Here is a 20732-nt window from a genome sequence, read left to right as displayed (position 1 = left end):
CCTGTGGTGGCGGACCGGAACTCCTGTGGTGCCGGTGTTCGTAGGAACTGAGGGGCCTCGTGAGCGATGGAGTTCATGACGTGCACATGAAGGCACCGTGTGCCGGACGCCGTGCCGTCATCTCCCGCTTCCACGCTCACCCGGGAAGTCGTCACGATCCCGACATGGAGGAGCACACATCGTGAGCAGGCCCCGTCCCGCCCTGCCGACCACCGCCGTTCTGGGCATGGCCCTCGTGGCGCTCGGCGCGGCCGTACCGGCCGAGGCGCGTACCCCCGCACTGCCCGGCGTCACACCCCGGGCCGAGACGCCCACGCTGTACGACGACGAGGCGGGCGGGAACGCCAACGCCGACGACCCGGCGATCTGGCGCAACGCCGCGCACCCGGGAAGCAGCCTGGTGATCGCCACGGCCAAGGAAGGCGGCCTGCGGGTCTACGACCTCGACGCACGGCAGGTCCAGGCCGTCCCGGCGCCTCCGGCGGCCGGGCCGGGCGACGCCCCGGGACGGTTCAACAACGTGGATCTGGTCCAGGGGCTGCGGCTGCCGTCGGGGCGGGCCGACCTCGCCGTGACCAGCGACCGGGGCCACGACCGGCTGCGGATCTACCGCATCGACCCCACGCGCCGGGGCGGCCCGCTCACCGATGTCACCGACCCCGCGGCCCCGCCGGTCTTCTCCACGAACCAGGACGAGATCAACGACCAGAGGACCGCCTACGGTCTGGCCACCTGGACCGACAAGGCGAGCGGCCGCTCCTACGCGCTCGTCAGCCGCCGCAACCGCACCGGCATCGCCCTGCTGGAGATCCGTGCCACCTCCGAAGGCAGGGTCACCTATCGCAAGATCCGCACCCTGGAACTGCCGTCCTCGTTCCGGCTGCCGAACGGCAGGTCCTGGGCGCCGTGCGCCGAGCCCGACGAGCTGCCCCAGGTCGAGGGCATGGTCGTCGACCCGGCCAACGGCATGCTCTACGCCGGGCAGGAGGACGTCGGCATGTGGCGCATGCGCGCCGACCTCAGCGGCAAGCCCGAACTCGTCGACAAGGTCCGGGAGTTCGGCGTCCCGGGTACGTACGACGAGAAGACGGAGGAATGCGTCGCGGGCGCCGACCCGGGCTACGGCGGCTCGCGCCTCGCGGCCGACGTCGAGGGGCTGACGCTGCTGACCGAGCCCGACGGCGACGGCTACGTGCTGGCCTCCAGCCAGGGCGACAACACCTTCGCCCTGTACGACCGTGAGCTGAAGGACGACAACGAGTACGAGGGCGGCTTCCGCGTCCCGGCCGCCTCACCGGACCTGGACGGCTCCGAGGAGTGCGACGGCGCCGCGGTGCTCAACGCTCCTCTCGGTGCGAAGTATCCGCACGGCCTGCTCGTCGTCCAGGACGGACACGACACACCCGGTGACGGCGAACGAGAGGCCACCGGCTTCAAGTTCGTGGACCTCGGCGACGTCATGAACCGCATCGACGACTGAGCACCCGCCGCCTGGCCACCCCGTCCGCCTCCGCCCCCCGTCAGCCGGGGGGCGGGGGCCTTCACCGGAGCTCACCTCACCGGAGCTCACCCCACCCGTGCCCGCTCCACCGGTGGAACGACCGGAGCGGGGACGCTCACCGTGGTGGGCATCCCCGCTCCGGGGTTCGGGACCGGGGCCTCCGGCCGTTCCGCGTGCCGCTTACGGATCGCGGATCACGGATGCAGGATGACCTTCGTGTAGCCCTCGATCCGCTTGTCGAACTTGTCGTACGCCGACGGCGCCTGGTCCAGGGGCAGTTCGTGCGAGACCACGAAGCTCGGCTTCGCCCGCCCCTCGATGATCATGTCGCGCAGGTACCGGTTGTAGCGCTTGACGTTGCACTGCCCCGTACCCATCCGCAGGCCCTTCTCGAAGGCCTTGCCGATCGAGACCAGGAGCATGCCGCGCTTGGCCTGCTCGTCGGGGCCTCCGGGGTCGGACGGGACGTAGAGGCCCGGTATGCCGAGCGCTCCGGTGGCCCGGACCGTGCCGATGAGCGAGTTCAGGACGGTCGCGGGTTCTTCGCGGTCGGTGCCGTGCCCCATCGCCTGGTAGCCGACGGCGTCCACGCCCTTGTCCGTCCCGATGCCCTCGGTCTGGTCCTTGATCTGCTGCACCGGGTCGCCCTCGGCGAAGTTGATCGGGATCGCACCGATCTCCTCCGCTTTCTGCAGCCGCTCGGGGACCCGGTCCACGACGTACACCTTCTTCGCCCCGCGAATCAGGGCCGAGTAGGCGGCCATGAGGCCGACGGGGCCGCCGCCGTACACCGCGACGCTCTCGCCCGGGCGTACCTGGGCGAGTTCACAGCCGTGGTATCCGGTGGGGAATATGTCGGCGAGCAGTATGAAGTCGCTCTCGTGCTCCTTTCCCGTCGGCAACTTCAGGCAGTTGAAGTCGGCGTAGGGTACGCGAAGGTGCTCCGCCTGACCGCCCTTCCAGGGCCCCATGGCGACATAGCCGTAAGCGCCGCCCGCGAAGCCCGGGTTGACGGTCAGACAGAATCCGGTGTACCCCTCGTTGCAATTCATGCAGAACCCGCAGGCCACGTTGAACGGCATGACGACGCGGTCGCCCTGCTTGAGAGAGGTGACACCCTGGCCGATTTCCTCGATGACGCCCATGTTCTCGTGGCCGAAGACGATGCCGGGCTCGGCCGCGGTGCGGCCCTCGTACATGTGCAGGTCGGAGCCGCATATCGCGGTGGAGGTGACCCGTACGATCACATCGTTCGGATGCTGGATGCTGGGCTTTTCAACATCTTCGACCGCTACGGTGAACGGTCCCTTGTAGACGACGGCTTTCATTTGCTGCCACCTTCCGCTCGGTAAGAGCGCGCGTGATTCCCCCCGCTTGTTTCGTGTTCGTGACCCATCTCTCATGATTCTCCGACCTACCGAATGGGACAAGCCGGTAATCTCGGGAGCTATATCCGCTCCGGTACCGCACAGGCGCCGAGGAACGAGAGAAGGAGGGCGAAAAGTGGCAGCACAGCGACTCGGAACCCTGCTGGTCCCCGTACCCGGGCTGTCCGGCACCACCTACCCGCCGGGAACGACGGTGACTGTCCGCGGTCGCGGCGCGACTGTCGACGCATTCATCAACGGCGACTGGCTTCCTTTGTCGTGGTGGGAATTCTCCGACGGTCTCCGTGAGGACGTCGTCGACCGCTGAGCACCGAGCGGCCGGGGTCCGGCCGCCTGCTACGGAGCGTCGTCGCCGAACACTCCCCGTGAGGCCGTGCGACTTCCCCGTGGGTGTGCTCTGCTCGATGTAGTGGACGGCCCGTGGCACTGCCACGGGCCGCGACATCGGTCCTGCCCCACAGCATGTCTCCCCCGCAGCGCGCGGACGTGCTGTGCTGTGAGAAGAGGAGCAGCAATGTCACGCACGACGAAAGCGGCCCGGCACGTGCGCGGTCTGCGCAACGCACGCTACGGCGAGGTTCTCCTCGTGTCACCGGGCGAGGACGGCGGGCTCAAGGCGGCCGTCTACAACACTCTCGGTGTCAACGACTGTCCCCTCGAGCAGTGGAACGCGCTTGACGCCGGTTCGCTGGCGGAGGAGTTCCGGGTACCGATGGTGTACCTGAACGGGCCCCGCTACTGGGCCATCGACGAACTCACGACATGGGACCCGAAAAGGGAGACGGTGACGTTCGGCGGGCTGCAGGCCCAACTGGTGGCCGAGGTCCGCATCCCCGCGGAGGTGGATCCGGACGGGGACAGGAAGTTCTACGTCGACACCACCGTCGAGCGTGACACGGAATACATCCTGGCCGGCGGCAGGCCGGTCCACGCACTGCATGCACCCGGCGACCGGACCTATGTCCTTCAGGCGTACTCGCACATCGTGGACGAGAGCCTGACCATGGACTCCCTGGCCACGCTGGGGGAACGGCTGCGGCTGCCGCAGGGCTGGCGCTACCGGGTGCACACCCCGGCAGAGGACGTGTCGGTGCGTACGACCGGGGGAGAGGCGCACGTCGTGCAGGACGAGCTGCAGAACACCTACATGCTGCTCGACCCGGCGGGCGGCTCCTCACTCACGGGCTGACTACCGCCGCGAGCGCGCAGTGATCGATGCCGCTCCCTTTCGACGGGTCGCTTCCGTTCAACGGGTCGTTCCGGCCTTCTTCGCGGCGATCCCCCGGGCCAGGTCGAACGCGGCGACAGGGTCGCCCTTCTTGTTCCACGGTGCCGCCCCGCACCAGGGGCCGATGCGGCGGAACTGATCCAGCGCCGCGTCGTGGAGACCGGCCTTGCCCAGGCGGAAGGCCAGCTTGTGCCGCAGGCGCGGCAGGCGCTCGTCGTCGTCCGGGACCTGATTCAGGGAGTGGGCCACCGTCTCCAGCAGTGCCTTGCCCTTGCGGGGTGAACGCTCGCCCTGCGACCGGTTGTCGAGCTCGTCCAGCGCGTGCAGATGCATGCCCGCGAGGGGGCTGCCGGCCGGGGCGTACCGTACGGCGCGCTCGGCGAACTCCAGCATCAGCCTGTCGGAGCCGAACCACTTGGCGCACCAGTACTGAAGAGCCTGCCAGTGGCCGGCGTAGTGATAGGGGGCGCGCTCGACGAGCCCCTCCCACAGCGGGCGGAACTGGGCGCCGGAGTACTGGACTCCACGAGCGGCGGTGACCATGACGACCCAGGGACCGGGATTCTGCGGATCGAGTTCGGCGGCCTGCTTCGCGGCGGTGATGGAAGCGGGAAGGAGTTCCCGGAACTCGTTCATCCGCTCCGTCGGCACCTTGTGCGCGTACTCGCTGCCGCGGATCGCCCACGCGCGGTGCAGCAGCAGCTGGGCGTGGAGGGTGGCAGCGTCGCAGTTGTCCGGCTGGGCCTCGCGCCAGCCGGCCGCCCAGGCGTCCGACTCGTCGGCGATCTCCTGCAGGAACTCCATCCGGGACCAGCGCTCGTCCCAGTCCTGGCCCGCGGCCTCCACATACGCGGCCGCCGCCCGCCAGTCGCCCTCCCAGGCCGCGTCCGCGACAGCCTGCATCTCCTTGTACCGGTGGACGGCCATGGGTGGCCCGGCCCGCCGGGGATCGAGCTGCTCCCGTGGTACGAGTCCGTACTCGGCCGGTACGAACCGGTTGCGGGCCCAGCCCTCAAGACGCGCACGACCGAGGAAGATTCCGCCCAGCCAGGCGAACAGAGCGCCGGTGATGACGGCGAAGACTATGGTCACGGCCGAGATCATCTCTGGCGTAGGCACACAGAGCAACATCTTTGGCCATGAGCCGGGATCCGTCCGCGGTCAGGGGTCGCTGCCGCGCCGCTCCGCCTGCGTCCGCACCCGTGAAGCCCGCTGACGCATGGTCGGTCGGACGGGTGCTTCAGAACTGGTCGGCCACACGATCCAAGTGCGGAAGGTCGTGGCCCATGCGTTCCCGCTTGGTCCGCAGATAGAAGATGTTCTCCTCGCGCGGCTGTGTCAGCAGCGGAACCTGCTCGGAGATCATGATGCCGTGCCGCAGCAACGCCGCGCGCTTGAGCGGGTTGTTCGACAGCAGCCGCACGGATCGCACGGACAGGTCGTGCAGGATCTCCGCCGCCACCCGGTAGTCGCGGGCATCGGCCGGGAGTCCGAGCGCGAGGTTCGCCTCGACGGTGTCCATCCCCTCCGCCTGGAGCTGCATCGCCTGAAGCTTCGCCAGCAGCCCGATCCCGCGGCCTTCATGGCCCCGGAGGTAGACGAGGACGCCGCGCCCTTCACTCGCGATGGCACGCAGAGCCGCCGACAGCTGGTCACCGCACTCACAGTGCTTGGACCCGAACGCGTCCCCGGTCAGGCACTCCGAATGCAGGCGGGTAAGCGCTCCGTCGCCCTCCACGTCGCCGTATACCAGCGCGATTTGTTCTTCTCCGCGATCCCGGTCCAGGTAACCGACGGCAAGGAAATCGCCATGCTCGGTGGACAGCCGGACATTTGCCACGCGTTCGACGCCTGATGAGTGCGCACTGCCGGGGTGAGCGTCATCGATATCTATCATGGCCAGATCATATCGGGTAACCTCTGGCTACGGGCCGGAAATCAGCGAGAAGGTGTCAACCGACGTGTTGGTCCATGAACTTCGACCAATGTGTCCACCAAGCTCGCACAACCTGCTCTCATGGGTGTGTGCTGAACTCCCTTCCAGGCACGCCCAATTAGGGCTGCCAGGGGCGGCCGCATCCCGGGATACGAAGAAAGAAAGGGTCGGGAAACATGAGTGGCCCGCAACCGCGACTGCCGGCATTCGGACTGTTGCCGCTGGACACGACGACGGAGGACGTGAGGGCGGGTCGGGCCGGCACGGCCGTCCTTCCCATCGGCAGCTTCGAGCAACACGGGCCGTATCTTCCCCTGATGACCGACACGGTCATAGCCTGCGCGATCGCCCGTGAGGTCGCCGCCGCGTACCCGGTCCACTGCCTCCCTCCCGTGACGGTCTCCTGCTCCCACGAGCACGCCGCATGGCCCGGGACCGTCAGCATTTCCGCCGCGACGCTCTATGCCGTGGTACGGGACATCGCGGAATCACTGCGCCGGTCCGGAATCAATAACCTGGTTCTGATCAATGGTCACGGCGGAAACTACGTGCTGCGCAACGTTGTTCAGGAGTCCGCGGGCACCGGAACTCGTATGGCCCTTTTCCCCGGCCCGGCCGACTGGAGTGCGGCGCGGGACAGAGCGGGTGTGCAGACGTCGTCGTCCACCGATATGCATGCGGGAGAAGTGGAGACCTCCATCCTGCTGCACGACCATCCGGAACTGATTCGCCCGGGTTATGAAACCGCCGATTGCCTTGCGGACGACCGGGAGCATCTGCTCACGCTCGGTATGCGCGCCTATACGGAGACCGGCGTGATCGGACGGCCTTCCCTGGCGTCGGCCGACAAGGGTAAGGAATTGCTGGCCGGCCTCGTGGATTCCTTCGCCGAATACCTCTCGCTTCTCTCCGCGCCGGAGTTCCCGGCAGCGGCCGGGTACCGGCCCGTACCGTCCGGCACCGCGGAGCCGGCGGATGCCGCGGAGCCGCGCGAGTCCGCCGGCGCGATGCGGGGGACGCGGTGACCGGCCGCGCCGCCGGACACCGCGGCGGCACGCTCGACGCAGCGGGAGCCTGGGAACGGCTGCTCGGTGTCCGGTCCGAGGCGGACGCCGAGGCCGCCGGCCTGGTCCGGGACCAGGACGGCCGGCGCCGCTGGCGGGACGCCTCGCCCGAGGCTGACGTCCTCGCCGAGCGCTATCTGCCGCTGTGCCTGGCCGGACCGCACTTCACGTTCGCGCAACTGGGGCAGAGCCTCGACGGTTTCATCGCGACCCGCACGGGCGACGCCGACTACGTCACCGGCGAGGAGGACCGCGAGCATCTGCACCGGCTGCGCGCGCTCGCCGACGCGGTGGTCGTCGGCGCGGGCACCGCCGTCGCCGACGATCCCCGGCTGACGGTCCGCGCGTGCGCCGGCGTGAACCCGGTGCGTGTCGTCCTCGATCCGCGCGGCCGGGTGCCGCTCGGACACCGTGTGTTCAGCGACGGGGCGGCGCCGACCCTGTGGGTCGTGGGCGCCGACAGCGAGCCCGGGCGGGCGGCTGCGGCCGTCGAAGTCGGCAAGTCGGACGGGGCCGGTGGGGGCAGGGACGGGTACGACCGCCTTGACGGCGTCGATGTGCTGGTCCTGCCCGACCGTGACGCGTTCGCGCCCCGGCGTCTGGTACGGGAGCTCGCGCGACGCGGCCTGGGCCGCGTACTCGTCGAGGGCGGTGGCGTCACCGTGTCGCGTTTCCTCCACACGGGCGTGCTTCACCGGCTCTACGTCACCGTGGCGCCGGTCCTGATCGGCGACGGCATCCCCGGGCTCGGTTTCCCCGGCCCTGAGTTGATGCGCGACGCCCTCCGTCCGCCGGTGCGGCGCGCTGCCCTCGGCGAGGACACCCTCTTCGAACTCGACCTGCGGACGCCGCAACCCGGCGAGCCACTGGGCGACGAGCACGCCGATGCCGGGCAGGCTCGCGACGAAGGTGAGCAGTCCGTACACCACGGCGACGGTCAGCCCCTGGGATGACCCGAGGCCCGCGGCGCCGAAGGCCCAGGCGGTGACTCCTTCCCTGGGCCCCCAGCCGCCGACGTTCAGCGGGAGCGCCATGGCGAGCAGCGCCAGCACCATCAGCGGCAGCAACTCGGCCGCGGACGCGGTCGATCCGGCGACCCGGGCGGCGAGAAGGAACATGCCGAGATGCCCCGCGAGCACCGCCACGGAGGAGATCAGCACACCCGGCCAGCTGCGGTGGGCGAACAGCCCGAGGCGCGCCTCGGACAGCGTGGCGCGCACCGCGCGGCGCCACCGAGGTGTGTCCTGCTTCCGGCGGAGCCGTACGGCGCCCAGGATCACCAGTGCGCACAACAGGGCGAGGGCCGGCAGGGCGACCGGAGTGGCGGCGAGATGCCCCGCGAAGCGCCCCGCCTGCGCCACGGCCGGGGAGGACTGCGTGAACAGCAGCGCCACACCGACCGCGATCAGCACCGCCTGGCCCGCGACCCGTTCGAGTACCACCGCGCGGACACCCCGGCCGATGTCGCCCGCGCTCTGCCCGTGCCGCACCGCGCGGTGCACGTCGCCGAGGACTCCGCCGGGCAGCGCCGCGTTCAGGAACAGCGCGCGGTAGTAGTCGGACACGGCCCGGCCCAGCGGCAGCCGGATGCTCAGCCCCCGGGCGACCACGCACCAGCGCCACGCGCTGAACACGGTGGTGAGCAGGCCGAGACCGAGAGCGGCCAGGAGGGCGGGGCCGTCGATCCCGTGCAGTCCGTCCAGGATGGCGCCGGTGCCCTGCCACCACAGCATCGCCGCGAGAATGGCCGCCCCCACGAGCATGCCGAGGCGTGCCCGGACCGCCTGACCCGCCCGGGCGGCCCGCCCGTTCATGAGGCGCCGCCCGCGAGCCCGGGCAGGGCCAGAACATCGCTGTGGTGCACCACCACCCGCAACTCGCCCGCCTCGCAGGCCGCCAGGCGGCGCCGCAGGTACGCGTCGGCATGCGGCGCGAGATCGGGCCGCTGGTCACAGGCGGCGCCGACCCATCCCCGCAGCCACTCCGCCGTCAGCGCGGAATCGATCGCCGAGTCGACGGCCGAGTCGACGGACGAGCCGACGGCCGCACCGGTCGCGCCACCGGTCGCGCCACCGGCCGCGGGACGGAGCCCGGGAGCGGAACCGAGCCGCCACGGGCTGGGTTGCACCCGTACGTCGAGTCCCTGGCGTGCGAAGGCCACCGAGGCCGCCGCGACGGCGTCGGGGCCGAGCAGCAGCCGGTCGTGATCGACCCTGCGCTGATGGGCGTTGAACGCCTCCGCGACCTCGTCGTCCAGCGGATCGGCCGGGGCGAGTTCCACCCGGCCCACCACGGACAGGGCCAGCAGCGCAGGGCAGCCGGCCCCGGCGCAGGCCGCTGCGAGTGCGGCCAGCTCTTCGCGGGTGAGCAGGTCCAGCAGCGCGGACGCGGTCACCAGCGAGGTCCCCGAGAGGACGTCCGCGGTCAGGCGGGCGATGTCGCCGCGCTCCGTCGTGACCGTGACCGGGCTGCCGTCGGCGGCCGTACGGGGCATCCGCGCGGCGGCGAGCTCCAGGAGATCGGGGTCGTGGTCGTGCAGGATCCAGTGCTGAGGACCGTTCAGCCGGGGCGCGAGCCAGCGCCCCATGGAACCGGTCCCGCAGCCGAGGTCGCGGATCACCAGGCTTCCGTCCCGGCGGTCGGCCGGCTGCGCGGCGTCCGGCGCACGGTCCGGTGCGGCGGCGTTCGACCGCTCCGTCAGGTGCCGCCGCAGCGGGTCGAGGAGTTCGGGCGCTCGGGCGGCGGCGTCGGCGCCCTCCCGCAGTGCCAGCCACTCGGGGGCGAAACGAGGTGCGTCGGTCGTGGTCATGTGGTCCTCCGCGGTTCCTGCCGGAGTTGCTCCAGCACCCTGGCCAGATTCCGCGAGGTCGTCTCCCAGCCGGCCAGCGCGGTGCGCCGTCCTCGCGCGGCCACCTTCGAACGGTGGCGTTCGCCGGGCTCACCGAGCCAGTGGCGCAACGCCGCAGTGAGTGCCGCAGGGTCCTGCGGCGGTACGAGGGCGCCCGGCACGCTGCCGTCCGGCGCCCGGCCGACCGCCTCCGGCAGTCCGCCGACGGCCGTCGCCAGTACGGGTACGCCGCGTGCGAGCGCCTCGGTCACGGCCATTCCGTACGTCTCGGCGTGCGAGGCGAGCACCAGAAGGTCGGCGGCGGCGTAGCTCGCGTTCAGCTCGGCGCCGGTACGGGGGCCCGTGAGCCGGATCCGGTCGCCGAGGCCGTACTCCCCGATCAGTGCCCGGAGCCGGGTGACATAGCGGGGATCCTGGCCGAGCCCGCCGACGAAGTCGCAGGCCCACGGCAGATCGGCGACGGACGCGAGGGCCTCCACCAGCAGGTGCTGGCCCTTGCGCGGGGTCACAGAGGCGACGCACAGCAGACGTGGCACGCTGCCGGTGCCGGTGCCGGTGCCGGTGCCGGTGCCGGTGCCGGTGCCGGTGCCGGATGCCGTGCCGGATGCCGTGCCGGGCGCCAGGGGGGCTGTGTCGGCCCCGGGGGCGGCGGCATGGACCCGGGCAGGATCGAGCCCGTGGTGCTCCACGAGCCTTCCGGCCGCCCAGTCGCTGGTCGCGACGACCGCCGCCACGGCGCGCAGGGTCCTGCGTTCCGCGGTGTCAAGAGCCGCCGCGACGTCGGGGTCGAGCCCCGTCTCGTCGCCCAGCGGCAGATGCACCAGCACCACGAGCCGCAGCCGTTCCGCCTCGGGGACGACGATGTCGGGCACCCCACAGGCCACGAGCCCGTCGAGGAGAACGAGGGCGCCGTCCGGCGTCTCCCGCAGTATTCGGGCCAGTTCCGCGCATGCGGCGGCTCCGGGCCGCGGCCAGTCACCGGCGACCACGTGCTCGTGGACCTGCCAGCCGACCTGGGGCAGGTCCCGGCACACCCTGCGGTCATAGGTGTTGCCACCGCTCGGCGCCCCAGGATCGTCGACGCCGCCGGGCATCACCACGCGCACCGAACGATCGGGTGCGGTGGTACCGGCGGCGAGGTTCACCGAGCGGGCTTTCACCGAGCGGGCTTTCACCGAGCCCGCTCTCACAGAGCCCGCTCGTAGGAGGCCCACGCGATGTGCGACTCATGCAGGGTGACCGAGATCCCGGTCAGACCGCGGGCACCCTCGCCCAGCGCCCCGGCGTGCACCCGGTCCGCCAGACGGTCGGCGATGACCTTGGCCAGGAACTCCGTCGAGGTGTTGATGCCGGCGAACTCGGACTCGTCGTCGAGATTGCGGTAGTTGAACGCACCCACCACGCTGCCCAGTTCCGTGGTGGCGAGTCCGATGTCGACGACGATGTTGTCGGCGTCCAACTCTGCGCGGCGGAATGTGGCATCAACAAGGTAGGTCGCTCCGTGCAGACGCTGCGCGGGTCCGAAGACCTCGCCGCGGAAGCTGTGAGCGATCATGAGGTGCTCGCGGACGGTGACGCTGAACAACGGCTGTGACCTCCCGGTCGGACGTGACAGGCCGCTGGCGGCCCATGCCCTTCAGTACGGCCGGAGCGTACTCAGCGTTCAAAGCCCCAGGTCGTTCAGAGTCCGGCGGGGCTCCGCGGCGCCGTGAAGCCGTCGAGCGCCGTGTCGTACACCACGCGGTGGCACATCCCGGGAAGTTCACCGGAGGCGATCCTGGGCATCACCGACGGCAGTTCCTCGAAGGCGCACTCGCCGGTGATCAGTGCGTCGAAGGCGGGGTCGGCGAGCAGTTCGAGCGAGAGCGCGAGCCGGTCGGCGTAGGTCCGCCGGGACCGCCGGGCCTCGGACACCCTCCCCACCTGGCTGCCCCGCAGGACGAGCCGGCCGGAGTGGAAGGCCTCGCCGAGCGGCACGCTGATCCGCCGGTCGCCGTACCAGCTCAGCTCCAGGACGGTTCCCTCCGGGGCCAGGAGTTCCAGTGAGCGTGTCAGTCCGGCCTCGGTGGCGCTCGCGTGCACGACCAGGTCGCAGCCGCCCAGCGCGTCCTCGGGGAGCGCGAAGCCGACGCCCAGAGCCTCGGCGACGGAGGCACGCGCCGGATCGGCGTCGACCAGCTGGACGCGGACGCCGGGGAACCGGGCGAGAAGAGCGGCGACCGAGCAGCCGATCATGCCTGCTCCGACGACGGCGATCCGGTCGCCGACCAGCGGTGCGGCGTCCCAGAGCGCGTTCACCGCGGTCTCCACCGTCCCGGCCAGCACGGCCCGCCCGGCGGGGACGGTGTCCGGCACCGGGGTCACGGCAGTCGCCGGGACGACGTACCGGCTCTGGTGCGGGTAGAGGCAGAAGACCGTGCGGCCGACGAGGTGCCGCGGTCCTTCCTCGACGAGGCCGACACTCAGATAGCCGTACTTCACGGGCCCCGGGAAGTCGCCGTCCTGGAACGGCGCGCGCATCGCGGTGTGCTGGCTCTCCGGTACGCCGCCCCGGAAGACGAGGCTCTCCGTGCCGCGGCTGACGCCGGAACACAGCGCGCGCACCACGACGTCGTCGCCCGTCGGCTCCGGAAGGGGAACCTCGCGTATCTCGCCGTGGCCCGGCGAGCGGAGCCAGAAGGCGTGTGCGGCTGGCTCCATTCGCGTCCTCCTGCTGAACGCTCGGGTGACTCTTTACGTTCTGATGTTCACGAGGCCGCGCACACGGTACGCGGCATTCATCGACTCTGTCACACGACCGAAGGGTGGTGCGCGGTGGCCCTGAGCGCCCCATACGACACGAGGCTGCTGCGTCCGGAAACGGCCACGGGGGCGGGCGCGCAGACCCTGCTGCTGGTCCTGCTCGCCGGGGCCACGGGGCTCGGGCCCGCGGGGTGGCTGGCGGGCGCGGTGTTCACGGTCGCCACGTGGGCCGTGCTGACACGGGCGCTGCGCCGGTCATGGCCCAGGCGGCCGTTCGGTCCCGCCAACGGCGTCACCCTGGCCCGCGCGACGCTCGTCGGGGGTGTGACCGCGCTGGTCGCGGACTCCTTCGTCGACCGGCCGCCGGTCGCGGTCCTGGTCGCCCTCACCACCGTGGCACTCGTGCTCGACGCGGTCGACGGCCAGGTGGCGCGGCGCACCGGTACGGAATCCGCCCTGGGCGCACGCTTCGACATGGAGGTCGACGCCTTCCTCATCCTGGTGCTCAGCGTCTACGTCGCCATGTCACTGGGCGCCTGGGTGCTGCTGATCGGCGCCATGCGCTACGTCTTCGTCGCGGCGGCCCGGGTGCTGCCCTGGCTGAACGGACCGCTGCCTCCGAGCATGGCCCGCAAGACGGTGGCCGCGCTGCAGGGGATCGTCCTTCTCGTCGCCGCCGCCGGGATCGTCCCCGTCCTGCCCGCATACGCCGCGGTCCTCGGCGCGCTGGCGCTGCTGGTCTGGTCCTTCGCTCGTGACATCAGGTGGCTGTGGCGGGTCAGGATCCGTGGGAGCGCGGTGGTGGTACGGGAGTTGAGGCACGAGAAGGTCTGAACGAACGGTCCCGACCGGGACGCCGGTGCACGATGTCAGGCGGTACGCCGACTCGTTCACCGGCTCCTCGCGTTTCAGGGGACATCGGTTTCGCGTGACGTGTCACGGGGACGGCCCTTCTGTGCCACCGGGACCATGTCCTCGGTCGGTGAGGTCAGTGGCCCGACCGGGCCCGACCGGGACCGCCCGTCGGGTCACCGGGCCCGACCGTGACTGTCCGTCGGGTCACCGGGCCCGTGTCCTCGGGCTCCGGCGCGTCACCGGGACGACGTGGACGGGGACGGGGACGGGGACGGGGACGGGGACGGAACAGGGCCGCCGGCCCCAGGCCCGTAGGCCGTCAGGAACCGGTCGCGGAAGGTGTTCATCCGCCAGACCGGGGCCTTCGGCCCGGGCTTCAGGCCGTCCTGCCAGCCCCAGCCGGAGATCCGGTCGAGCACGGACCGGTCGTGCGCGACGATCGCTATCGGTACGTCACGGCCGAGGTTGCCGCCGGTGACGGTCGAGACGGGCTGGTGGTCGCCGAGGAAGACGAGCACGGTGTTGTCGTTGCCGTACTTCTCCACGTACGAGATGAGACTGCTCAGCGAGTACTCGATGGAACGCCGGTACTCGGTGCGCACCTGGGCGGAGTCCTTCCACACTTCCTTCGGGTCCTTGCCCTCCTCCTCGACGGCGTCGTAGACCGAGCCGTCACCGACCTCGTCCCAGCCCGTCATCCTGGGTATGGGGGCCCAGGGAGTGTGGCTGGAGGTGAGAATGATCTCCGCCATCATGGGCCCCCGGCCCTTCCTGCCGTGCTCCAGGCGCTCGAAGGCCGACAGGCTGTACTGGTCGGGAACGGGCGACCAGCTGAACTTCGGTCCGTGGTAACCGAGCTGACGGGAGTCGTAGACGTTGTCGAGGCCGTAGAACTTCCCCTCCGGCCAGGACCGGGTGACGCCCGGCATGATGCCGACCGTCCGCCAGGCGCCCGTACGCCGGAACGCGCCGGTGAGGGTCAGGCGGTCGCCCGACGTGAGCGTCTCGTAGCGCTGCTGGTTCTTTATCCACAGGCCCGAGTTGAAGGTCGAATGGGCGAGCCAGCTGCCGCCGCCGTACGTCGGGGAGGTGAGGAACGCGCTGCGTGAGGAGAAGCCCGCCGCGCGCAGCCGTTCGGTCCCGTCCGCGAGCACCGCGCCGACCTGCGACGCCATCGCCGGGTCCTGCACCGCGCTGCGCCCGTAGCTCTCGATGAAGGTGAAGATGACGTCCTTGCCGCGCAGCCCGGTCAGCAACTGGTCCGCCGGGGTGCCGCGGAAGGCGTCGACGGCGGACTCCTCCGCGAACGCCTTCTTGTCGTCCAGGCTTTCCTTGACCTGGAGCGCGCGGTTCTGGAGGAACCGGGCCGTGGTCCTGGAGGCGACCGGCACGCCTGCGATCTGCAGGCCGAGTGCCGCGCAGGTGATCCAGACGGTCCCGAGGACGAGGGTGCTCCGGGTCGTCACGGCGCGGTGCCTGACCAGGAGGTCGCTGAGCCGGACGACCGCCTGCGCCATGAGGGCGAGCAGCGCGAGGACGACGAGGACGAGCACGATCACCGCGGCGATCGCACCTGCCCGGCCGACGGAGTCGCTGAGGAAGGACTGGGCGTCATCGAGCAGGGTCCAGTCGAAGACCAGGTCGAACGGCCGGTCGAGCGTCGAGTAGAAGCCCATGTCGAGGCACTTCAGGACGGTCACCAGGCCCAGAACGGCCCCGGCGGCCGTCGCCGCCACCCGCCTCGCCCTTGGCCGCAGGACGAGCAGCACCGCGGCACCGAACAGGCCCTCCACCGGGATGCGTACGAAGGCTCCCGGGGTGAGCCGTGCGGGCTCGTTCGGCATGAGCAGGGCGAAGAGCACCAACAGGGCGGCCGGCACGGTGGTCCCGTGGGCCAGGACCAGTGCGACGGCGGGGTGCCTGTCCCTCCGACCGCCCGCGACGGCTTCGTCCGGGTCGGCGACGGCCTCACCCGGGTCGGCGACGGCCTCACCCGGGTCGGCGACGGTTTCGTCCGGGTCGGCACCGGCTTCGTCCGGATCGTGCCCGGAGGGGCCGTCATCCGGCTTCCGGGCCTCCTCCACGGCCGCATCGTCCGGATCGGGCAGCTGACGAGAACGCGTCCAGAGCGACACCAAAGGTCCTTCCGTGCGAGGCCCGGTCATGCACGGCAGCCCGGACCCGGGCCCGGGGCTCGGGACCGCCGTTCATCTGTACGGCTCGCCGGCGGCTTTGATTCAAGCACCGGGCCCGGGGAGCGGGGACAACCCGGGTGGGTATGAGGGAACTGGTTCTCGACACCTGGGTGATCGACGGGAAGTTGTGCCAACGGAGCGTGGGTGACAGTGTGTTGAGGATCACTTACACAGAGAGAGCAGAGGGCACATGCGACGCTCAACCACACTGACTGCCACGCTCGTTGCAGCAGCTGCGGCCATAGCGACTCTCGCCACACCGGCCCGGTCCGCCGACAAGAGCTTCACCCTGGAGTGCGAGGACAGGGCGGGGAGTTTCCGTGCCGGAGCCACCTTCAGCGGGAGCGGGGCCCCCACCGCCCGGTACGAGATCCGGATCTGGGCCATCGACAGGATGGACGACGGGCACGCCCCGAGGATCCGGCTGCGGTCCTCCAACAAGGACGGGTCGTTCACCGACTACTCGTGGCGCACAGGTGACCAGGGTCAGAACGTCCTGACCGGCTGGGACACCCACCTTCAGCAGCCCAAGGGGCTGGCCAGGGTGTATCTGGAGGCGTACACCGTCGACGGGGACGTGAACTACCGCTGCGGGGACCACTTCCCGAAGTAGCCGATGTCGCTGTCGCTCCGGCCCGGACAGGGCCCGACCGGGAAGTGCACGGCACCCCCGGGCCTGCACGGCGGCCCCGGACCGCCTGCCACCGTCCGTATCAGGATCGGCCGACCACGCCGCTGCCGCTCGGCTTCCCGCCCGGCTCGCGCTCAGCCCTCGTCCGCCTGTGGGTCGTCGTGCCGCGCGGACTGGCTGCTCACCAGCCATGACCGCGCCGGCTCTGCCGCATGTGCGGTGTCCACCGTGAGATGGAGACGGGTGCCGCCGTCGCCCCCGGCGGGGTAGCTGCGCTGTTCCGTGGCGGCGAAGCAGCGGCGCAGCACTTCCGCGACCTTACGGGCGGCCTCGGGCGTCGCAGCGACGACACGGACCTCGGCGTAGCCGGCGGCGGGCAACTGCGTCTCGGGTTCCATGGCGGACCTCCTCGGTCACGGCGGCGGCGCGGGCACCGGCCGTCGTACGTGCGTGTTCCCGGAGGCCCCGGGCGGGCGACGTTAACCGTAGCCCTGGACAGTGTTCACATGGCCCACGGCTCAAAGCCTTCTTCTCCCAGGGCCCTGCGCCTCGGTGAACAGGGGCACGTGTCCACCGTATGCCCGGGCGATGTGCTCAGGCGGCGGCCCCGGGGCAAGGGAAACGGGCGCGTACACGCCCTTGATCCCGCCCGGCGGGCTCTTCCCCGGCATTTCACGCGGCGGAGTGGGATCCCCGCACATTGTCATGGTGCGAACCGTTTCGGGAATTCTGCCGCCGTGCAATCTTCGGCTGGGACGGCATCGTCTGGCTGTAGCGTGAAATAAGGGAGAATCCGCTTCAGCGGTGTGAAAATCCGAACAGGAGGAAATGCGGAAGGCCCCGCGCTTCGAAGAAGCACGGGACCTGCCACATGGTGCCGCTGTGCGGCGGCCTGCGAGATGTCAGGCGGGGATGATGTTCTCGGCCTGCGGGCCCTTCGGGCCCTGCGTGACGTCGAAGGTCACCTTCTGGCCCTCCTGCAGCTCGCGGAAGCCCTGAGTGGCGATGTTCGAGTAGTGGGCGAAGACGTCGGCGCCGCCGCCGTCCTGCTGGATGAACCCGAATCCCTTTTCCGCGTTGAACCACTTAACGGTGCCAGTAGCCATGATGTTCTCCTCAAATGGGGGCAGTCATAGGAATCCGCACTGCGCGGATTCCTTGTCGCCGCAATGACCCCATCCGGAGACACCGGAAACGAAAATGCACCTGAAGGTCACATCCCGTCAGGTGCACAAGTTCATGGGTACCAAAACTGCAACGACTCCACCCTAACACGGCCCTCTCTGCCGCGTCGGATTTCCCGCAAGAATTTTGACCGTCCGTGTTGCTCACGGTGTGTCCCGGAGCGTAATTCCGTCCGAGCCTGCCCGGTGCCGGCACATGCGCCACGCGGCTCGACGGCCGCCTGTCCGACGGCTGCCTGTGCCGGTGGAGGTCGGAACAAGGCGGGGCACGCGAGCCCGGGAAGATCCGGAGAGGCCCTAGATGCGGGCGAACCGCTCACTGTGGTCGGCGAACTCCTGGGTCATGGTGCTGCTCACCGTGGGTCGGGTCCCGCGGATCGTGTTCAGGTAGTCGTCCGTGGTGGGCCGGGCCCGGGTCCCCGTGTCGAAAGTGCGCTCGAACTGGGCCTGGGAGACGGTGCGCGCGACATGCGCGATGTCGGCGGGGGTGAACCCCTCACTGGCGGACGCGAGTCCCTCGCTGTCGGCCTCCGCGCCCGCCCGCTCCAGGTAGCTCTCCCACAGCGCGACCCGGGCGCTGTGATCGGGGGGACCGATGGGCAGTACGTAGTCGAAGCGACCGTGCCGCAGGAAGGCCGGGTCCAGCGTGGTCACGTTGTTGGTGGCACAGACGAGCAGCCGTCCGTCCTGGCTCCGGAACCGGACGATGGCCTTGAGCAGCTCGTTGACGACCCCGACCGCGGTCGCGTCCGCGCCGCTGCGTGCGCTGGCGACCTCCTCCACCTCGTCGATGAAGACCAGCACGTGGTGGAGCTGGGCGATCTCGTCGAAGCGTCGGTTCAGCCCGGTCGCCAGCCCGTACTCGGCGGCGAGACGCGCGGGGAACAGCTCGAGGAAGGGCCACGCCAGGCGACTGGCGATCGCGTGGGCGAAGGTGCTCTTGCCTGTTCCTGGCGGGCCGAACAGCATGACCGCGCGCGGCGGCTCCACCCCGTGCTGGGACGCCAGTTCGGGATAGGCCAGCGGCAGGACCAGGCGGCGCTCGATGAGCGCTTTCTCCCGTTGCATGCCGGCGACCTTCTGCCACAGACCACCGGCCGGCAGCTCCGCTCCGAGCGAGGACAGCATGCCGACGGCCTGGGGAGTCACCCGTCCGCGCTTCTCGAAGAACACCAGGCCCGACCGGTCGTCGAAGTCGCAGTTGCGCAGCGCCGCGGCTCCGGTCTCGCCCTCGGGCAGCGCCGCGTGCACCGTGCGGACGCCACCGGCGAAGAGCCGGTGCTCGAGCGCCGTGATCAGGGCAGTGCCCAGCCCCATGTTCCGCCAGTCGGGCGACATGCAGATACGCAGGATCCACGCCCTGTCGCCTTCCACGCTGCTCACCGCGGCCCCGATCATCACCTCGTCCGCCACGGCCACCACGGCCGGATGGGGAGCCTGCAAGGCGGCCACGGCCTCGGAGAGCTGGAACAGCGGAGGCTCGCCGGTCGTGCTGCTCTCCGTGGCGATGCGGACGACCGCCTCGAGATCGTCCTGGGAGTAGTCCCTGATCAGCCAACCCGTCATGATCAGCTCCGAATGAGCGCCGTCTGTGTGGCCGTACTCCCATCATCGGCCGCCACCTGCGGAGCGACGACCGGACCGGCGCGCACCCCGCCGCCCCATGGGAAACCGGCCACGTGCACCTCCGGACATCCGGGTGGGCCGGCCACGCCCCGAGAAGCGACGCGAGGTCCCGGCGGACGCCCTCCTCGTCGTCCGGCGCACGGGCTGCGCGCACCCCGTCCAGCCGGGTTCCGGGCTCAGAAAGTGATGCATGGTCAGGACGGCCTGTGTGCGACGGGGCTGGGCCCCGCCGCCCGGCCGGTCCCGGTGCACCGCGGCAGAGGTAACCCTCCTCGCCCGGCGTGGCGCGGCGCGTCGCAGGCCGGTCCGGCCGTCGCAAGGCGGACGATCGGGGAGATTTCGTCGTCGTCCGGACACAGAAGGGATTCACCGTGGCCACCACGCGCACCGCTCACACCGAGTGGGAAGGCGAACTGATCAAGGGATTCGGAGAGGTCACGCTCGACTCGTCGGGAGTCGGCCACTTCCCCGTGACCTGGGCTTCTCGCGCCGAGGAGCCTCACGGCAAGACCAGTCCCGAGGAGCTGATCGCCGCCGCCCACTCCAGCTGCTTCTCCATGGCCCTGGCCAACATCCTCACCAAGGCCGGAAACCCCCCGACGCTGCTCACCACCAAGGCCGCGGTCACCTTCGAACCGGGCACCGGCATCACCGGAATCCACCTCACGGTGGTGGGCCAGGTGCCGGGCGTCGAGGAGGCGGCCTTCAAGGCCGCGGCCGAGGACGCGAAGGCCAATTGTCCGGTGAGCCAGGCCCTCACGGGCACGACGATCGCGCTCACTTCCACCCTGTCCTGACACCGCGGACGTGGGTCGCCGTCGCCTGCCGGTACGGGCGGCGGCGACATCGCCGACGGACCGGACGCGCTGTGCGCACATGGCGAAGCTCCAGGTCACGGCCGGGGCGTTCGTTCTACCCGCGGGTGCCACCGCTGCGTGGGCCACCGTGACTCCGGCGCGGTCCGTCGAGCGCGTCAGGAGGCCGCCGACGTGCAAGGCTGAAGGGTGGCGTCCCATACACCGGTGCACTCAGCACTCTCGGTGGTGGAGGAGGCAGACGTTGTACACGCGCCTGGACGGGTCCTGGAAGACGAGACTGGCCCCCCTCGTGCTGGTGGCCGGCTTCGTGGTCTGGCTGACCGTCGTCGTGGTTGCCATCAGCAACGAGCCTCCGGGAGGTGCGCCTTCGGTCAGTGCTTTGCGGAGCGGGGTGCATGAGACGTTGCGGGACCAGGACGCGGATGGGCTGCAGCGTCTTTTCGTCTCGGACACCGTCGGGGACGGCTATGCCGGGACGTTCATCGACCACTTGCGGCAGGCGCAGCCCGACGGCGAGGTCACCACGCGACTGGAAGAGGCGAACGGCTCACGCTATCTCGTCCTCAAAGGCTCCAGCGCGAGCGGTGCACTCTGCACGGCGTGGCCGACGGTGCAGAAGGACGGCCGCTGGTACCTGGACGGTTCGCCTCCTGTCACCAGCACCCCGTGCAACCGCTGAGCAGAATCATCGCCGAGAGGGATCGATGCCCGGACGC

At 70.5% G+C, this 20732-nt stretch carries 20 protein-coding genes and 1 pseudogene; 9 read left to right on the top strand and 12 right to left on the bottom strand.

Features of this window, described 5'->3' with window-relative positions:
- Window positions 1–226 precede the first annotated feature (226 nt).
- A complete protein-coding gene (locus ACFU5O_RS16175; RefSeq protein WP_384241069.1) occupies window positions 227–1480 on the top strand; it encodes a phytase in 1254 nt (417 codons plus the stop codon).
- Between the two features lie 215 nt (window positions 1481–1695).
- Here ACFU5O_RS16175 and ACFU5O_RS16170 read toward each other — a convergent pair whose 3' ends face one another.
- Window positions 1696–2829: a glutathione-independent formaldehyde dehydrogenase gene (locus ACFU5O_RS16170; RefSeq protein ID WP_384240609.1), complete on the bottom strand. Its 1134-nt coding sequence runs from the start codon at window positions 2827–2829 to the stop codon at window positions 1696–1698.
- Between the two features lie 175 nt (window positions 2830–3004).
- Between ACFU5O_RS16170 and ACFU5O_RS16165 the strand changes: the two genes are divergently transcribed.
- The gene (locus ACFU5O_RS16165; protein ID WP_384240607.1) at window positions 3005–3196 is read left to right on the top strand and encodes a hypothetical protein; all 192 of its coding nucleotides are present in this window, start codon (window positions 3005–3007) and stop codon (window positions 3194–3196) included.
- A 207-nt stretch (window positions 3197–3403) separates the two neighbouring features.
- Window positions 3404–4078: a hypothetical protein gene (locus ACFU5O_RS16160; protein ID WP_384240605.1), complete on the top strand. Its 675-nt coding sequence runs from the start codon at window positions 3404–3406 to the stop codon at window positions 4076–4078.
- A gap of 57 nt (window positions 4079–4135) precedes the next feature.
- Here the strand turns inward: ACFU5O_RS16160 and ACFU5O_RS16155 are convergent, their stop codons facing one another.
- Both ACFU5O_RS16155 and ribA read right to left on the bottom strand, forming a co-directional pair.
- Window positions 4136–5209, bottom strand: a complete 1074-nt coding sequence (locus ACFU5O_RS16155) for a hypothetical protein (RefSeq protein WP_384240603.1) — start codon at window positions 5207–5209, stop codon at window positions 4136–4138.
- Between the two features lie 148 nt (window positions 5210–5357).
- Window positions 5358–6014 (bottom strand): GTP cyclohydrolase II, encoded by a 657-nt coding sequence (ribA, locus tag ACFU5O_RS16150; protein WP_384240601.1) that lies wholly within the window; start codon window positions 6012–6014, stop codon window positions 5358–5360.
- 215 nt (window positions 6015–6229) lie between these two features.
- On the opposite strand from ribA, the gene ACFU5O_RS16145 reads away from it, so the two are divergent.
- Complete coding sequence (locus tag ACFU5O_RS16145; protein ID WP_384240599.1) at window positions 6230–7078, top strand: creatininase family protein; 849 nt, start codon at window positions 6230–6232, stop codon at window positions 7076–7078.
- Window positions 7075–8070, top strand: a complete 996-nt coding sequence (locus ACFU5O_RS16140) for a RibD family protein (RefSeq protein WP_384241067.1) — start codon at window positions 7075–7077, stop codon at window positions 8068–8070. The genes ACFU5O_RS16145 and ACFU5O_RS16140 overlap by 4 nt, the downstream gene beginning before the upstream one ends.
- Here ACFU5O_RS16140 and ACFU5O_RS16135 read toward each other — a convergent pair.
- The 5 genes and pseudogenes from ACFU5O_RS16135 to ACFU5O_RS16115 form a co-directional block, all read right to left on the bottom strand.
- Window positions 7966–8931, bottom strand: a pseudogene (locus ACFU5O_RS16135) (lysylphosphatidylglycerol synthase transmembrane domain-containing protein); the annotation flags it as partial. The gene ACFU5O_RS16140 and the pseudogene ACFU5O_RS16135 sit on opposite strands and share 105 nt — an antisense overlap.
- Window positions 8928–9926, bottom strand: a complete 999-nt coding sequence (locus ACFU5O_RS16130; protein ID WP_384240597.1) for a methyltransferase domain-containing protein — start codon at window positions 9924–9926, stop codon at window positions 8928–8930. The pseudogene ACFU5O_RS16135 and the gene ACFU5O_RS16130, both read right to left, overlap by 4 nt.
- Window positions 9923–11059: a glycosyltransferase family 4 protein gene (locus ACFU5O_RS16125; RefSeq protein ID WP_384241065.1), complete on the bottom strand. Its 1137-nt coding sequence runs from the start codon at window positions 11057–11059 to the stop codon at window positions 9923–9925. Before ACFU5O_RS16125 ends, ACFU5O_RS16130 begins: the two co-directional genes overlap by 4 nt.
- A gap of 92 nt (window positions 11060–11151) precedes the next feature.
- Window positions 11152–11550: a 6-pyruvoyl tetrahydropterin synthase family protein gene (locus ACFU5O_RS16120; protein ID WP_384240595.1), complete on the bottom strand. Its 399-nt coding sequence runs from the start codon at window positions 11548–11550 to the stop codon at window positions 11152–11154.
- Between the two features lie 95 nt (window positions 11551–11645).
- The gene (locus ACFU5O_RS16115; RefSeq protein ID WP_384240594.1) at window positions 11646–12665 is read right to left on the bottom strand and encodes a zinc-binding alcohol dehydrogenase; all 1020 of its coding nucleotides are present in this window, start codon (window positions 12663–12665) and stop codon (window positions 11646–11648) included.
- A 114-nt stretch (window positions 12666–12779) separates the two neighbouring features.
- Here ACFU5O_RS16115 and ACFU5O_RS16110 point away from each other — a divergent pair, with 114 nt between their 5' ends.
- The gene (locus tag ACFU5O_RS16110) at window positions 12780–13541 is read left to right on the top strand and encodes a CDP-alcohol phosphatidyltransferase family protein (protein WP_384240592.1); all 762 of its coding nucleotides are present in this window, start codon (window positions 12780–12782) and stop codon (window positions 13539–13541) included.
- 257 nt (window positions 13542–13798) lie between these two features.
- On the opposite strand, the gene ACFU5O_RS16105 is transcribed toward ACFU5O_RS16110, so the two are convergent.
- Entirely contained in the window at window positions 13799–15697 is a 1899-nt protein-coding gene (locus ACFU5O_RS16105) for a sulfatase (protein WP_384240591.1), read from the bottom strand.
- Window positions 15698–15947: 250 nt separating this feature from the next.
- Here ACFU5O_RS16105 and ACFU5O_RS16100 point away from each other — a divergent pair, with 250 nt between their 5' ends.
- Complete coding sequence (locus ACFU5O_RS16100) at window positions 15948–16370, top strand: hypothetical protein (protein WP_384240590.1); 423 nt, start codon at window positions 15948–15950, stop codon at window positions 16368–16370.
- Between the two features lie 152 nt (window positions 16371–16522).
- Here ACFU5O_RS16100 and ACFU5O_RS16095 read toward each other — a convergent pair whose 3' ends face one another.
- From ACFU5O_RS16095 to ACFU5O_RS16085, 3 genes are all read right to left on the bottom strand, one after another.
- Complete coding sequence (locus ACFU5O_RS16095) at window positions 16523–16786, bottom strand: hypothetical protein (protein WP_384240588.1); 264 nt, start codon at window positions 16784–16786, stop codon at window positions 16523–16525.
- Window positions 16787–17290: 504 nt separating this feature from the next.
- Window positions 17291–17494, bottom strand: a complete 204-nt coding sequence (locus tag ACFU5O_RS16090) for a cold-shock protein (RefSeq protein WP_384240586.1) — start codon at window positions 17492–17494, stop codon at window positions 17291–17293.
- Window positions 17495–17869: 375 nt separating this feature from the next.
- A complete protein-coding gene (locus ACFU5O_RS16085; protein WP_384240584.1) occupies window positions 17870–19138 on the bottom strand; it encodes an ATP-binding protein in 1269 nt (422 codons plus the stop codon).
- Window positions 19139–19569: 431 nt separating this feature from the next.
- Between ACFU5O_RS16085 and ACFU5O_RS16080 the strand changes: the two genes are divergently transcribed.
- Together ACFU5O_RS16080 and ACFU5O_RS16075 are read left to right on the top strand one after the other, a co-directional pair.
- Entirely contained in the window at window positions 19570–19995 is a 426-nt protein-coding gene (locus ACFU5O_RS16080; protein WP_384240582.1) for an OsmC family peroxiredoxin, read from the top strand.
- 262 nt (window positions 19996–20257) lie between these two features.
- Window positions 20258–20695 (top strand): hypothetical protein, encoded by a 438-nt coding sequence (locus tag ACFU5O_RS16075; protein WP_384240580.1) that lies wholly within the window; start codon window positions 20258–20260, stop codon window positions 20693–20695.
- Window positions 20696–20732: the final 37 nt, after the last annotated feature.

This window comes from Streptomyces sp. NPDC057445, assembly GCF_042802855.1.
Taxonomy (GTDB): domain Bacteria; phylum Actinomycetota; class Actinomycetes; order Streptomycetales; family Streptomycetaceae; genus Streptomyces.
This window is presented reverse-complemented; position numbering and strand designations above follow the sequence as displayed.

Excerpts from the sequence above, each read along its gene's own strand:
- ACFU5O_RS16170 (WP_384240609.1), bottom strand. The coding sequence starts at position 2,829 with ATGAAAGCCGTCGTCTACAAGGGACCGTTCACCGTAGCGGTCGAAGAT.
- ribA (WP_384240601.1), bottom strand. The coding sequence starts at position 6,014 with ATGATAGATATCGATGACGCTCACCCCGGCAGTGCGCACTCATCAGGC.
- ACFU5O_RS16095 (WP_384240588.1), bottom strand. The coding sequence starts at position 16,786 with ATGGAACCCGAGACGCAGTTGCCCGCCGCCGGCTACGCCGAGGTCCGT.
- ACFU5O_RS16125 (WP_384241065.1), bottom strand. The coding sequence starts at position 11,059 with ATGCCCGGCGGCGTCGACGATCCTGGGGCGCCGAGCGGTGGCAACACC.
- ACFU5O_RS16115 (WP_384240594.1), bottom strand. The coding sequence starts at position 12,665 with ATGGAGCCAGCCGCACACGCCTTCTGGCTCCGCTCGCCGGGCCACGGC.
- ACFU5O_RS16090 (WP_384240586.1), bottom strand. The coding sequence starts at position 17,494 with ATGGCTACTGGCACCGTTAAGTGGTTCAACGCGGAAAAGGGATTCGGG.
- ACFU5O_RS16100 (WP_384240590.1), top strand. The coding sequence starts at position 15,948 with ATGCGACGCTCAACCACACTGACTGCCACGCTCGTTGCAGCAGCTGCG.
- ACFU5O_RS16160 (WP_384240605.1), top strand. The coding sequence starts at position 3,404 with ATGTCACGCACGACGAAAGCGGCCCGGCACGTGCGCGGTCTGCGCAAC.
- ACFU5O_RS16085 (WP_384240584.1), bottom strand. The coding sequence starts at position 19,138 with ATGACGGGTTGGCTGATCAGGGACTACTCCCAGGACGATCTCGAGGCG.
- ACFU5O_RS16130 (WP_384240597.1), bottom strand. The coding sequence starts at position 9,926 with ATGACCACGACCGACGCACCTCGTTTCGCCCCCGAGTGGCTGGCACTG.
- ACFU5O_RS16175 (WP_384241069.1), top strand. The coding sequence starts at position 227 with ATGGCCCTCGTGGCGCTCGGCGCGGCCGTACCGGCCGAGGCGCGTACC.
- ACFU5O_RS16145 (WP_384240599.1), top strand. The coding sequence starts at position 6,230 with ATGAGTGGCCCGCAACCGCGACTGCCGGCATTCGGACTGTTGCCGCTG.